Source organism: Ammoniphilus soli (genome assembly GCF_040813775.1).
On sequence record NZ_JBEGDL010000006.1, the window covers coordinates 195,699 to 207,968 of the forward strand.

Consider the following 12,270-nt stretch of genomic DNA (forward strand, 5'->3'; position numbering starts at 1 on the left):
TGAACCGTCTTCTTATTAAGAGCTATTTACTATTGGCTGGTTAGGAAGGAAGATACAGATGAGAATTTTTGAAATTATTGCAGAGAGCGAAGAAGCAAAGAAGAGGATATTGAAACAGCTGAGACGTGAGTACTCTTTAATTCAGAGGGAAATTCGCCAAAAGAACATCAAAGGAAAAGTGAAAGAGGCTATTCGATGGCTATTTGGGAACTAAAAAGTTGAGAAACAAAGGATCCCTGCAATTCCTTTAAAGTAGTAGTCCTGTTTCTTACTCCGAAGGGGACCAATGGGCATTAAAATATGAGCCTAAAATGAAAATCCTAGACATCCGTCCAATCGTGTAGGGAATGGGTGAAACCATGTGTACTTAAGCGTTCCGGCAATGCAAGGGAATGGTCGGCAATGGGGAAGTGCGTTTATCCTGCCGTTGGTTTTATATGATTTATTAGTGCTTAGCTTGCTATATATTTAGTCCTGTAAAACCGTCTAACCCGTTAGGCGGTTTTACGTTTTATTGCATCAGGCAAACATATGCCGTTCCTTTGTTTTCATTTGACAGTCCACAATAACGATATAGAAAAAGAAAAATAGAAACGACCCCCAAAAAATACGACAAGGATACGAAGTGTGAGATTATCTGTAGATGAAGAAAATATCATGTGAAACTTATGGGGGGTAAGTATCAATGAATTATGTACTTTGGCAAAGTGTATTTTATATTGGCATAGCTGGGATGATCATCCTTTCTATTGGTATGATGATTCGTTTTAAATAAATTTAGTGCTCCTTCTTTTGTATGGGTTTACAATGAAGGAGTTTTTTCGTTAAAGAATCTCCAAATATGCTCTGTTGCTTTGGGGCCATGGGGATCGGTATACGAACCCTCAACATTTCCGCCAGACCATTTGTGCTCTAGCCCTTCGATGACCCGGAGTTGGACTAAAGGGTAACCATTTTTATCTTTATAAATATATTCTTTATAGTCTCGTCCATTTTCATGGGCTTGGACAGGATGGCTGAAACTGGTCGGTACACGTCCCTGGCCACCTTCAATGCGAAAATTGGTTTGCGCCCATTGGATAAAAACTTGATCCCCATTCACTCGACGTACGATGCTATCATCCGTTCCCTGCAAAATAAGGACAGGCAAAGTTCTTTTTCCTGCTTTTTCAAATCCTTTTTCCATTTCCTCAAAGGCCTTGTCACCACATTCATAGGGATCTTCGACGCCAGTCTCCATCACAGAAGCCGCATCCTGAAAAATATTTTTAAGATCATTTCTGTTGCGTGGCTTTGCTGCATTGTACGGTACGCCAGCACAGATCGCAATTTTATGAAATCTATCGGGATAAGTGGCCCCGAGAATTGCTGTCATCGCCGCGCCAGCGGAAAAACCGGCAGCATAAGTCTTTTTCTCATCAATCAGAATATGATATTCATCTTCTAAAAAGCTTTTCGCTTGGTCGATGATTTCAATGATGATTTGAGGCTGTCCTTTGTCACGATGCTGATTTTCATCAAAAAACCAATTCCAGCAATCGGTTGAATTCAATTCTTCATAATAGTCACTGAAAAATGGATACATCTTGATATACTGACTGACCCAATTCAACAAACCCGGGTAAGACTGAAGAACATTCTTTTTTAGAACCGGTCCATGTAGTCGAACATAATCCCTTAACCATCTGATCTGTAAAGGGGTCAGGAAATAAAAAAGATAAGGATTAAAAAGCAAAGACCTAAAAATAAACCAATCTGCCAGGTTATTCATCTCAGGATATAGGACAATAAAGTTTTCTTTTTCAGCAAGCTCGTTCATTTGCGTTTCTTCAGCAAACTCTTCTGGCGTTTGGTCACACCCATGAAGCATGATGACTAAGGGAACTGATGTTCCACTGGAGTGGCTTCGAATCCCTTTAGGTATATAAAGCCTATAGCTAAAAATATCTATATCATTTTTGAAAATCGTTTGAGTATAGCTATTTGAGTCCAATGTCATATACAAAAATTCCGGGAATTCTTTTTGCGAATGGTCGATAAGTATGGATTGAGGCATGCGAAGATTTCTCCTTCTTCAACTGATATAAATTCATCATTATGGCTGGTCTACCAATCAACCAAATATTAACATAATTAGAAAAAGTATTAAAGAGCTTGGTATGAAGGATGAGGCTGTCCCTAAAGGTCGGTAGCGATCTGTTGGGGAGCAGCCTTTTCATTTTGGGGATCTGGTCCATTGTTCGAAGGTTAAATAAGTGGAATAACGACACTTAAAACCAAAATCAACTAAGATAAAGGCGAAATAGTGGCTCCACCTAATTCAGTCTAGGTCCCATATTGTTGGTACGATTACCGCGAATAGTGGTCTTTTTTCCACCTATTTACAAGAAAAAGTAATGATTTCAACGTTTAATTGGAGAATCTCCAACTCAAACCGACCTTTCGCTAAAAAATGATCGACCTCGGGGAGTTCGGATCATGTATTAAAATACCTTCTTGAATATTAATGGATAAAAATGTAATATGTCTATATAATAACCAAACAATTTAAGGGAGTGTTTGTAAAGTGGATGTTTCGGAACAGTTTTGGAATGCATCGCTGGAGGAACTGAAACGTGGGTATATACAAGAGGGAGATCTCTATAGCTGCCTGCTTTGCGGCACAGTGACGGAAAGAGGGATCATTTATTCAGATGAAGGTATCTTCTACGAAGCAGAACGTTTTATGCGCACTCATATTGAAAAGGGACATCAATCGGTATTCGATTATCTGATCCGATTGGATAAGAAACTCACAGGTTTGACCGAGCATCAAAATACTCTTCTCCAGCTTTTTTATCAGGGGAAAAGTGATCGAGAAGTCCAAGCGGAAATGAACATCGGCAGTGCTTCCACGATTCGGAATCATCGCTTTGTATTAAAAGAGAAGGAACGTCAGTCGAAAGTATTCTTGGCCATCATGGAGCTCTTGAAAGAGAAGGATGAACACGCCCCGACCTTCATAGGAGTTCATAAAACGGCAAGGATGGTCGATGATCGATACAATGTCACCCAGGAAGAGAACGATAAAATCTTGAACAAATACTTTCCGGAAGGCACAAAGGGACCATTGAAAACCTTTCCCCCAAGAGAAAAACAAAAGCTGATCGTCCTGCGGGAGATTGCCAAGCATTTTCAAAGTGAACAAACCTATGATGAGAAAGAAATCAATCAGATATTGAAAGGCGTGTATAGTGACTATGTCACGATCAGGAGATATTTGATCGAATACGGCTTTTTAGACCGAAAGGCTGACGGCAGCCTTTATTGGCGTAAAAAATGAGATAAAGGAAGGATGAGGCACCCATGGATCGCCGAAAGGAACTGAAACAACAATATAAAGAAACGGAAAGACCTGCAGGAGTTTACCAGATAAAAAATACCAAAAATCAGAAGGCTTTTGTCGACAGTACAATGAATTTAAAAACCATGAATGGAAAGCTCCTTACCTTGAGATTAGGCAGTCATTACAACCGCTTGCTTCAGGAGGAATGGAATCAATTTGGAGAAGAAGCCTTTGTCTTTGAAGTGTTAGAAACCCTAAAAAAGAAAGAGGACGGATACTTTGATGCAAAGGATGAGTTGAAAAAGCTGGAACAAAAGTGGCTGGATCAGCTTCAGCCTTATGGTGAGCGCGGATATAACAAAGCTAAAGCGTAATGGAGCGGAATGGTGACCATTTTAGAAATTTGATAGAATGATTTTGTCTTATTCAAGGAGAGATGAAATATGGTGTACGGAGAAGATGTCTTAGCTTAACTAAGTATCCTCCAAGTGGAATTGCAGCGGAGGATACTTCATTTGATAAAATGGAGGAAAATACGTTGAAATTAACCCTTAAACCCATTGGCATCGGTGAACCACTGGCAACGGATGACCCATATTGTTCCATGGTTCTAGAGAATCAGGATGAGTATTATAAGAAAATAGGCTATAATCCGCCTTGGATCAGTTACTTCGCTTTTTAAAAGAACGAGGGTCAGGGATATGGTCATTTCATGTGCTGCTTTGGTTCATATTGCTAAATCATTCGATCCAGAACTTATGGTTACAGCCCGAACATTGCCTGAACAAAATGCATCTAAATCCATACTAAGAAAAAATGGCTTTGATCTGCAAGGTGTTGTTCTTGATGATGAAGATGGCGAAGTGTGGGAATGGCTTCTTAACTAAATCCAGTATCGGGGAGCGAATCATCGCTCCGTTTGTCATCCCCAAATGGGATGTTAGTATAATAAGACTGTTAACTTGCTACAATGTATAAATATAAATAAATTTGACATCTGTGTGAAAAAAACATATATCTGAATTTCTCATCCTGTGTTATCCTAGATTTATATAAACATTTATGGGGTGAAGAGCATGCAAATTACTGAGCAAGTTAATGCAGTCAATAAGGTGCCAACAACATATTCTAGGACCAACCCATTTCAGGCGAAAGTTCTCAAAAATGTAAATTTAAATGGTGCGGGTTCCAGTAAAGAAACGAGGCATCTCGAGTTATCGCTAAAAGGATCTGACCTTTCGTATATCCCGGGTGATGCGCTTGGCATTATCCCTTCAAATGATCCAGAACTAGTGGCTGCCCTTCTTGAGGAAATGAAGTGGGATGATGAAACGCTAGTAGAAATTAATAAGCAAGGGGATACCCTTTCACTGAAGGAAGCGCTAACTACCTACTTTGAAATTACCCTCCTGTCGAAAAAGATCTTACAGCAGGCCGTGGAATTTACAGAAAATGAAGAGTTCCGAAAGCTTTTGCTGGTTGAAAATGCAAACCAACTGAAAGAATATACCAACGGGCGTGATTTGCTCGATATGCTGCGCGATTTCGGTCCATGGAACGCATCTGCCCAAGACATTGTGTCTCTATTAAGAAAAATGACACCGCGTCTTTATTCCATTGCAAGTAGCATTGCCGCTAATCCTGAGGAAGTGCATCTAACCATCGGTGCCGTGCGCTACACGACTCACGGACGCGAAAGAAAAGGAGTTTGTTCTGTATTAGTTGCTGAGCGTCTTCCAGAAGGAGATACGCTTCCAGTATTTATTCAGCCAAATAAACACTTCCATCTGCCAGAATCTCAAGATAAAGATATCATTATGGTTGGGCCAGGGACAGGCATTGCACCATTCCGTTCCTTTATCCAGGAGCGTGCAGTGACTAAAGCACCAGGAAGATCATGGCTATTTTTCGGAGACCAGCATGCCGCTTCCGATTTTCTTTATCAAGACGAGTTAGAACAGTATCAAAAAGATGGAGTACTGACAAAAATCGATACTGCATTCTCTCGCGATACGGCGCAAAAAGTATATGTACAGCACAAAATGCTTGAAAACAGCAAAGAGTTGTTCGCATGGCTAGAAAATGGAGCATACTTCTACGTTTGTGGAGATAAGCAATATATGGCGAAAGATGTCCACAGCGCGTTGATCGATGTGATCGAAAAAGAAGGCGCCATGACCCGTGAAGCAGCCGAAGCGTATCTGAATGATATGCAAGAGCAAGGGCGTTACCAGCGTGATGTGTACTAAAATGACTGAGTAATATATTTTCGAAAAGAGTGGCTCTCTTCCGCAATTTGCGGTCATAAGGAGTCACTCTTTTTTCTTGTACTGTCAGTGCTATTGCTAAAATATAGAAATCTAGCAGATGAAATATGCTATAATGGGATGAGGAAAAATTTGTATTTCCAATAATGCGTTGAGGTGATTCATGTTGGCACTCCAATTGAGCAAAACCTTTATTAACCTGCCGGTCAAAGATCTCAAGAAAACGATGGACTTCTTTTCGCAAATCGGTTTTGAGTTTAATTTGCAGTTTACGGATGACAAAGCTGCTTGTATGGTCATCAACCAGAATACCTACGCGATGCTGCTGGTGGAATCGTTTTTTCAGACCTTTACGAAAAAAGAACTTGCTGATGCGACGAGAAGCACGGAAGTGCTTGTAGCCCTGTCCGCTGATAGTCGGGCGCAGGTTGATGAGATCGTAAACAAAGCACTTTCTGTTGGGGGAAGCCCGGCGAACGATCCGCAGGACCACGGGTTTATGTACGGTTGGAGCTTCCAGGACATTGATGGCCATATCTGGGAAGTTTTCTATATGGATGAAACGGCTATCCAATAAACGGAATCTTGTCATATACTTTGAGGCTGCCCGCTTTTGCCGGCGGCTGTTTTTCTTTTAAAGGAGCGATACCTGTCACTGCGTAGCATTTAAAGACAGGACATTATAAATAAGCAACATTTAAGATAGACATGGAGAGGAGAGATTTTATGGATTGGCTTAACGCAATGAACAATGCAGTAGAATATCTTGAGGCTAACATGACAGAAAAGCTGGAAATGGAGAAGGTAGCGAAAATTGCTTTGTCATCTTCGTTTCACTTTCAGCGGATGTACTATATGTTAACGGGTGTGACAGTGGCTGAATATGTACGCAGAAGAAAGCTTACGCTCGCTGCACAGGATATTTTATCTGGTGAAAAGATCATCGATGTCGCTTTTCGGTATGGATATACAACACCAGAAGCATTCACAAAAGCATTTAGGAAAATGCATGGAATAAGCCCTTCGGCTGCGCGCGAGCCGGGAGCGAAACTCATGGCCTATCCCAAGCTCTCCTTTCACATTTCAATTAAAGGAGATAAAAATATGAATTATAAAATTGTGGATAAAGAAAGCTTTTCCGTAGTGGGCAAACAAACCAGAATAACGGCAGTTGATGGAGAAAACTTCAAACAGGTGCCCAAATTCTGGGAGGAGTGCATGAACGAGGGCTCATACGAGTGGATTTGCTCAAAGGCAGGCCAGTTAGGTGTCTTGGGGGTAAGCATGGATTTGCAAAACTTTAATCAAGGATTTTTCACTTATATGATAGGAGCGGAGACACCCGAAGACACCCTTCCGAAAGGATATACTTCCGTAACCATTCCGGCAGCAACCTGGGCTGTATTTGAAGCTGTCGGACCCTTGCCTGGCGCTATTCAGGACGTAACACGAAGGATATTCACCGAGTGGTTCCCTTCGACTGGATATCAGCATGATTGTGCACCAGAGCTTGAGGTCTATCCAGCCGGTGATATCTATGCATCGGATTATAAATGTGAGGTTTGGGTTCCGGTTAGGAAGTAGGATTTGGAACAACTGGAAGGACTGGTAAGCCAATTTAAATTATAGCAGTGCCAAGGGTTGTGGTATGTCTTTGTGGTAAAACCTCGAAGGAACTCCAGTGTTGTTTTATTTTATATTGAGCAATAAATGGAGTATGTTTTATTATAGGGTGTATAGAAAAGTTTAAATTAAACAAAGTTGATCGGTCGGGGAGGGAAGCAGCAATGAATAGATTAAACCTAGCTATATTAGCATTCTTCATTGCTATTGCTATTGCGATATTTATCCCTGTTCTGACGGATATCGATTCGGAGGAAACTCCGGAGATAAGCGTCACCTTAACTGAAGCTCAAGCGATTGCGATGGAATATGCCAACAGGCAATACCCTCAGACTAAGAGAGAATCCTTTCGGATTACCCAAACCGAGTTAAGAGAAGGACGCTGCTGGTTTGTGAGTTTAGGGAGCTATGGCTACAATTATCCGGCAATATTAATTATCTTGATTGATTCAGATACGGGTAAAATAATAAAAATCGAAGAGTATAACGTTTAGTTTATGTGATAACATAGGATATCCCCACTGCTCGCACGGCGGTGGGGATTTATTCGTTTATTCGTATTCTTTAGGGGTTGTTGTCATCTCACTATTATTAATATTGACAGCAGCATCTTCATCAAGAAAGGTTTCCGCAGGCCTTTCCGTAAAATAAGGGTGATTCGTTATGATGGGGTCTTTTCCATCCTCCACAACAGGTGCTTCCAAAGGGACGGTATCCTCACTAACCATAAACCTTCTTAGGCTGGATTCTTTTTTCTCCACGGTTTTCAACTCCTCAAGATTTATTCGGTTTTATTGTGCCCATTTGGACGCAATAACCGTCAATGTGCTATTCTTGGATGCCTACAGGAATCGTGATTATTAAATAATGTCGTCATATCAATTGCGACAATGTTGTAACAAAACCAACAAAGCCGGTTCCACCGTGAAAATAACAAATACAAATAAATGGTAAAATAATGCTATGTTCTAAATGGAGTGGAGTGATATTCATGGAAAGTCAATTCGAATTAGTGCTTTTGCTGCTTGCCATCGCAGCAGGAGTCACGGCGATCGCCAAAAAGCTGGATCAGCCGTATCCGATCGCACTGGTTGTCGTAGGGACTATTATCGGTCTGGTCCACATTCCCGGATTGGACGAACTAAAGGAATTCGTGGCCGAAGATGAAGTATTTCGATTTGCCATCATATCCATCTTTTTGCCGTCCCTGTTGGGTGAAGCGACCTTGAAGCTCCCGTTTTACCATTTGAAGGAGAACTGGAAACCGATTCTTGCCTTGGCTCTTCCAGGGACCTTGATCAGTTTTATGGTTACGGGATTTTTGGCCTTTCAATTGTTAGGTCTTTCCCTGCAAGTCGCATTCGCGTTTGCAGCCCTGATGGCTGCCACGGACCCAGTAAGTGTGCTTTCCATTTTCAAGCGACTCGGTGTCAGTCACCGGCTGGCTACTGTTATGGAAGGGGAAAGTCTTGTCAATGACGGTGTAGCTGTCGTTCTTTTTAGCATATCCTCTGTGTATTTGCTGCAATACATGGAAATGGGCTGGGGAGGACTCGTCCTTGGAATCGGTTTGTTTTTTAAAGTCGCATTCGGCGGCATCGTGATCGGGGCGGTTTTGGCCTACATCTTTTCTCATGTCACCCGATTCTACGATGACTATCCGCTGGAGATTATATTTTCCATGATTTTGTTTTACGGAAGCTTCTTTATTGCGGAATATTTTCACGTCTCGGGTGTCATCGCAGTTGTTGTTGCAGGAATTATTTTCGGTAATTATGGAGCGCGAATTGGGATGTCACCTACAACGAAATTAAATATTGGAACCTTTTGGGATGTTACAGCGTTAGTAGCGAACTCCCTGGTTTTCTTAATGGTGGGGTTGGAGATTACGCGGATTGATTTGTCCGATAAATGGACGATGATCGCTTTGGCCATTGTGGTTGTTCTCATCGCGAGAAGTGTTGCAGTTTATGCCAGCTTGGCCTTTAGTAAATATATTCCTTCTTCGTGGAAGCATATTTTCAATTGGGGCGGTTTAAAAGGTTCGCTTTCAATTGCCTTGGCTTTGAGTTTGCCCCTTACGTTTCCGGGCCGCGAAGAAGTGATTGTGCTTGCGTTCGGTGTCGTTCTATTTTCCCTCATCATCCAGGGGATTACGATCAAGCCTCTCGTTGCCATTCTAGGGGTGCGAAGTGAAGGGGAGGAAATCGCTGAATACGAAGCGGCTATCAGTAAAGTTCATCGGTATTTAGCGGGACGACAGGAATTGCAAGCGATGAGGGAGGAAGCGATCATCTCCCAAGTGGTGTTTGCACGGCTGGATCACGAATACAGGAATAAATTAGATGGGGCCTACAAAAAATTGGAGGAATTGTCCGAAATGCATCCTGAGCTGCAGCTAGAGCAGATTGAAACGGCCATGAAGAAAGTGCTGTATGCCGAACATGAAGCCGTAGACCAATTATCCAAGCGGCATGTTCTGTCCGCCCTTGTTGCTGAAAGGGAAAGAGAGGAAATCGTCGATCTTTTAGTGAAAAAAGATGGCTGAATTGAGGAATTTTTCACACTTGAGATGAAGAAGCGAAGAATCAGCTGATTGCTTTACATCCGATCGGCCGTTTAGGGAAGTCAGAAGAAGTCGCTCATGCTGTGCTGTTCCGTTCGATGTTTGAACGATGATCAAGAAATCCGCGGAATCAGAGGAGAAGCTGGCTGTAATGTATTCATCAAGATTTAAGCAGGCTGAATAGCTTGCTTTTTTTATGTGGCAATCTAATTTTACAGATTACATTGACCTCTATCGTTTTAACGATTCAGGTCTTTTTATATTTGAAGACGAAATGGGGATTTATTTATGATCACATTTTCACATTATATGTGATATTTCTCACATAAAACTATATCTATTGTTGTTACAATGGATGCGCGTCCGCCTTGCCAATGTAGGAAATCAAATTCATCCATTCCATCTGCATGGACATTCTTTCAAGATCGTAGCCAAAGACGGCCATGAACTTCCTGAGGCAGCTCAATATATGGCCGATACGGTTGATCTTATGCCTGGTGACCGATATGATATAGAATTTACGGCGAATGAGAAAGGCAAATGGCTATTCCACTGCCACTTACTCTCTCATGTTCACGGACATGATGGAAAGGATACAGGGATGATTCAAGTTTTCGATATCCAATAGCATGCATATTAGCTTGACGGTAAAACCGTTAGGCTTTTTTTTACTTCCTCCGAATTGATCAAGGGGAAGGATATTAGAGAGCCAGTGGGTCCGGTCGGGAAAAGGGGATGGTGAATAGATGGAAAATCGTCAATTAAAACCAAAAACAAATAAGATAAAGGCGAAATAATGGGAGGCACGTCTCTCCATATGGAAACGTACCTCCTTTATTAGGCTATTTATTAATTTTGACCAGCCATCCATTTCCTATTTTTTCGACCGTGAACTTTTTGTCTTTCAAAATGTGCCACCGCATGATTAAGCTTGCATGCTGTTCCGTAGGTGCTATCGTTTGGCCGTATTTTAGTAGTTCATTAACTCGGGGGACAATTTCCTGAACTTCGATAATCATTCGAACCACCCCTTGCCAAGTGGCAATATAATATAATCCTCATTATATTAGACGGTAGAATGATAAGTTTTGATTGGACGATTTAATTAGTACGACAAAATATTGTAGTAAGCTATACCCCCATTGGACTTGGAAACTGAGGGTGGATTCTCTATTTGCTTTTAAAGTTATCCTGTTTCGTTATTAGGTAAGGTCTGAATGATTTATTGGTGTTGCCTGAATTAAGGACAGCCATAAACCAACGGTTGTTAGGTTTCGGAGCACTAGATTGGACAAGCGGTTGATCTATCTTACCAATGAAATCCCGTCCTGCACTAATCACAGTTCCACCTTTAGGCGCTTCAAAGGTAATCTGTACAATAACGTTTGGCTTAACAGTTCTGAATGGAAATATGGTGAGTAGAAACCCGTTTAAGATCTTGTTTTATGCGTGCGTTTTTGGCAGATAAACGTAACGACAGTTAAAAAAACAAGCAACCACCATTTCCATGTCAAAACTGTGTCATTCTTCCATTGTTCCAACATTGCATGTTTTAACTCTGTTCGTATTTTTTTTAAGTCCTCGTATGTTGTAACCTTGTTATCCATCGTTTGAAAGCCACTCACCTTCGCGTTCAAAGAAACTAAAAACTAATAATTTCAATATAGATTCCCAATAGGTAAAAAGGTCTATGCACGCTAAAACTTGGATAAAGGATATTCGGAGACTAATTTTATTTCTTTAAGAAATAATGGAACCCTGTATTTTCAATTCTTATTTCAACAGGGAGACCGCTTGTTCTTCCGCATGTACTCCCATGTATAAGTGGCAGGGTGGAGAAAGGAGGAAAATTGGGGATAATAAAAACAAATATCTTATTATCCTAATTACCGAGGTTGCAAATATGCCTTTTGCTATTGGTCTGTGTATCACGTCACTCCTTCTGTTTTTATTTTTTGGTGATAAGATTAAATTTCCTGTTTTTATCCATACATGTTTGGTTGCTTCACTGATCGCTACCATGACCGATTTGCTAATGATTCCTTATCCATTGTGGAATTATCCCAGTCAAACTTCGTGGAACTTGTATTTTAAGCAATTGATTCACACGTACACTGTATATCCTGTGGTTGTATTTTTGTTTATTCAAGCACTTCCAAGAAAACAAACTTTTATAACGGTAGCACGACATATTTTTTATTGGACGATTCCATGTATCCTACTGGAGTGGATATCCCTAAAAATCAATTACATCGAACACGGCTTATGGTGGAATTTGGGTTATTCTTATCTTAGTGATTGGATTTTATTTAGCTTGTTTTACATGCACCACAAGTGGGTTATGAAGCATGTAAAAGAGGTATCAGAATGACTTTCTTTCCTGATTCAAGAAGTCCTTACTTTTTGACGTTGTTTCAACACTACCCCCGAAGATAAAAAATTATTGTGCATATTTTTACGCACTATTTCCAAGCCTAAATACCCCCGTT

The 12,270-nt window shown here is 41.0% G+C and carries 15 protein-coding genes; 12 read left to right on the plus strand and 3 right to left on the minus strand.

Annotation, left to right across the window (positions count from 1 at the left end; genetic code table 11):
- Positions 1 to 58 precede the first annotated feature (58 nt).
- Entirely contained in the window at positions 59 to 214 is a 156-nt protein-coding gene (locus ABLT31_RS14690) for a hypothetical protein (protein ID WP_367752794.1), read from the plus strand.
- Between the two features lie 588 nt (positions 215 to 802).
- Here ABLT31_RS14690 and ABLT31_RS14695 read toward each other — a convergent pair.
- Complete coding sequence (locus ABLT31_RS14695) at positions 803 to 2,056, minus strand: extracellular catalytic domain type 1 short-chain-length polyhydroxyalkanoate depolymerase (protein WP_367752796.1); 1,254 nt, start codon at positions 2,054 to 2,056, stop codon at positions 803 to 805.
- A 510-nt stretch (positions 2,057 to 2,566) separates the two neighbouring features.
- Here ABLT31_RS14695 and ABLT31_RS14700 point away from each other — a divergent pair.
- The 8 genes from ABLT31_RS14700 to ABLT31_RS14735 all read left to right on the plus strand — a co-directional run bounded on the left by ABLT31_RS14700 (position 2,567) and on the right by ABLT31_RS14735 (position 7,709).
- Complete coding sequence (locus ABLT31_RS14700) at positions 2,567 to 3,322, plus strand: DUF2087 domain-containing protein (RefSeq protein WP_367752798.1); 756 nt, start codon at positions 2,567 to 2,569, stop codon at positions 3,320 to 3,322.
- Between the two features lie 23 nt (positions 3,323 to 3,345).
- Positions 3,346 to 3,699, plus strand: coding sequence for a GIY-YIG nuclease family protein (locus tag ABLT31_RS14705; protein WP_367752800.1), 354 nt, complete (start codon positions 3,346 to 3,348; stop codon positions 3,697 to 3,699).
- Positions 3,700 to 3,863: 164 nt separating this feature from the next.
- Entirely contained in the window at positions 3,864 to 4,007 is a 144-nt protein-coding gene (locus ABLT31_RS14710; protein WP_367752802.1) for a hypothetical protein, read from the plus strand.
- A gap of 19 nt (positions 4,008 to 4,026) precedes the next feature.
- Entirely contained in the window at positions 4,027 to 4,212 is a 186-nt protein-coding gene (locus ABLT31_RS14715) for a hypothetical protein (RefSeq protein WP_367752804.1), read from the plus strand.
- Positions 4,213 to 4,401: 189 nt separating this feature from the next.
- Complete coding sequence (locus ABLT31_RS14720) at positions 4,402 to 5,574, plus strand: sulfite reductase subunit alpha (RefSeq protein ID WP_367752805.1); 1,173 nt, start codon at positions 4,402 to 4,404, stop codon at positions 5,572 to 5,574.
- A 184-nt stretch (positions 5,575 to 5,758) separates the two neighbouring features.
- Complete coding sequence (locus ABLT31_RS14725; protein WP_367752961.1) at positions 5,759 to 6,169, plus strand: VOC family protein; 411 nt, start codon at positions 5,759 to 5,761, stop codon at positions 6,167 to 6,169.
- 149 nt (positions 6,170 to 6,318) lie between these two features.
- Positions 6,319 to 7,176 (plus strand): AraC family transcriptional regulator, encoded by an 858-nt coding sequence (locus tag ABLT31_RS14730; RefSeq protein WP_367752807.1) that lies wholly within the window; start codon positions 6,319 to 6,321, stop codon positions 7,174 to 7,176.
- A gap of 203 nt (positions 7,177 to 7,379) precedes the next feature.
- On the plus strand, positions 7,380 to 7,709 hold the full coding sequence (locus ABLT31_RS14735; RefSeq protein WP_367752809.1) for a hypothetical protein: 330 nt from the start codon (positions 7,380 to 7,382) through the stop codon (positions 7,707 to 7,709).
- Between the two features lie 57 nt (positions 7,710 to 7,766).
- Here ABLT31_RS14735 and ABLT31_RS14740 read toward each other — a convergent pair whose 3' ends face one another.
- Entirely contained in the window at positions 7,767 to 7,976 is a 210-nt protein-coding gene (locus tag ABLT31_RS14740; RefSeq protein WP_367752811.1) for a hypothetical protein, read from the minus strand.
- 230 nt (positions 7,977 to 8,206) lie between these two features.
- Here ABLT31_RS14740 and ABLT31_RS14745 point away from each other — a divergent pair, with 230 nt between their 5' ends.
- Both ABLT31_RS14745 and ABLT31_RS14750 read left to right on the plus strand, forming a co-directional pair.
- Positions 8,207 to 9,763, plus strand: a complete 1,557-nt coding sequence (locus tag ABLT31_RS14745; RefSeq protein ID WP_367752813.1) for a cation:proton antiporter — start codon at positions 8,207 to 8,209, stop codon at positions 9,761 to 9,763.
- 361 nt (positions 9,764 to 10,124) lie between these two features.
- Entirely contained in the window at positions 10,125 to 10,409 is a 285-nt protein-coding gene (locus ABLT31_RS14750; RefSeq protein ID WP_367752815.1) for a multicopper oxidase domain-containing protein, read from the plus strand.
- A 214-nt stretch (positions 10,410 to 10,623) separates the two neighbouring features.
- Here ABLT31_RS14750 and ABLT31_RS14755 read toward each other — a convergent pair whose 3' ends face one another.
- Positions 10,624 to 10,800 carry a hypothetical protein gene (locus ABLT31_RS14755; protein ID WP_367752817.1) on the minus strand — a complete coding sequence of 59 codons (177 nt, stop codon included), beginning with the start codon at positions 10,798 to 10,800 and terminating at the stop codon, positions 10,624 to 10,626.
- A gap of 884 nt (positions 10,801 to 11,684) precedes the next feature.
- On the opposite strand from ABLT31_RS14755, the gene ABLT31_RS14760 reads away from it, so the two are divergent.
- Positions 11,685 to 12,152: a CBO0543 family protein gene (locus ABLT31_RS14760; protein WP_367752963.1), complete on the plus strand. Its 468-nt coding sequence runs from the start codon at positions 11,685 to 11,687 to the stop codon at positions 12,150 to 12,152.
- Positions 12,153 to 12,270: the final 118 nt, after the last annotated feature.

Excerpts from the sequence above, each read along its gene's own strand:
- ABLT31_RS14690 (WP_367752794.1), top strand. The coding sequence starts at position 59 with ATGAGAATTTTTGAAATTATTGCAGAGAGCGAAGAAGCAAAGAAGAGG.
- ABLT31_RS14695 (WP_367752796.1), bottom strand. The coding sequence starts at position 2,056 with ATGCCTCAATCCATACTTATCGACCATTCGCAAAAAGAATTCCCGGAA.
- ABLT31_RS14705 (WP_367752800.1), top strand. The coding sequence starts at position 3,346 with ATGGATCGCCGAAAGGAACTGAAACAACAATATAAAGAAACGGAAAGA.
- ABLT31_RS14715 (WP_367752804.1), top strand. The coding sequence starts at position 4,027 with ATGGTCATTTCATGTGCTGCTTTGGTTCATATTGCTAAATCATTCGAT.
- ABLT31_RS14720 (WP_367752805.1), top strand. The coding sequence starts at position 4,402 with ATGCAAATTACTGAGCAAGTTAATGCAGTCAATAAGGTGCCAACAACA.
- ABLT31_RS14730 (WP_367752807.1), top strand. The coding sequence starts at position 6,319 with ATGGATTGGCTTAACGCAATGAACAATGCAGTAGAATATCTTGAGGCT.
- ABLT31_RS14735 (WP_367752809.1), top strand. The coding sequence starts at position 7,380 with ATGAATAGATTAAACCTAGCTATATTAGCATTCTTCATTGCTATTGCT.
- ABLT31_RS14745 (WP_367752813.1), top strand. The coding sequence starts at position 8,207 with ATGGAAAGTCAATTCGAATTAGTGCTTTTGCTGCTTGCCATCGCAGCA.
- ABLT31_RS14755 (WP_367752817.1), bottom strand. The coding sequence starts at position 10,800 with ATGATTATCGAAGTTCAGGAAATTGTCCCCCGAGTTAATGAACTACTA.
- ABLT31_RS14760 (WP_367752963.1), top strand. The coding sequence starts at position 11,685 with ATGCCTTTTGCTATTGGTCTGTGTATCACGTCACTCCTTCTGTTTTTA.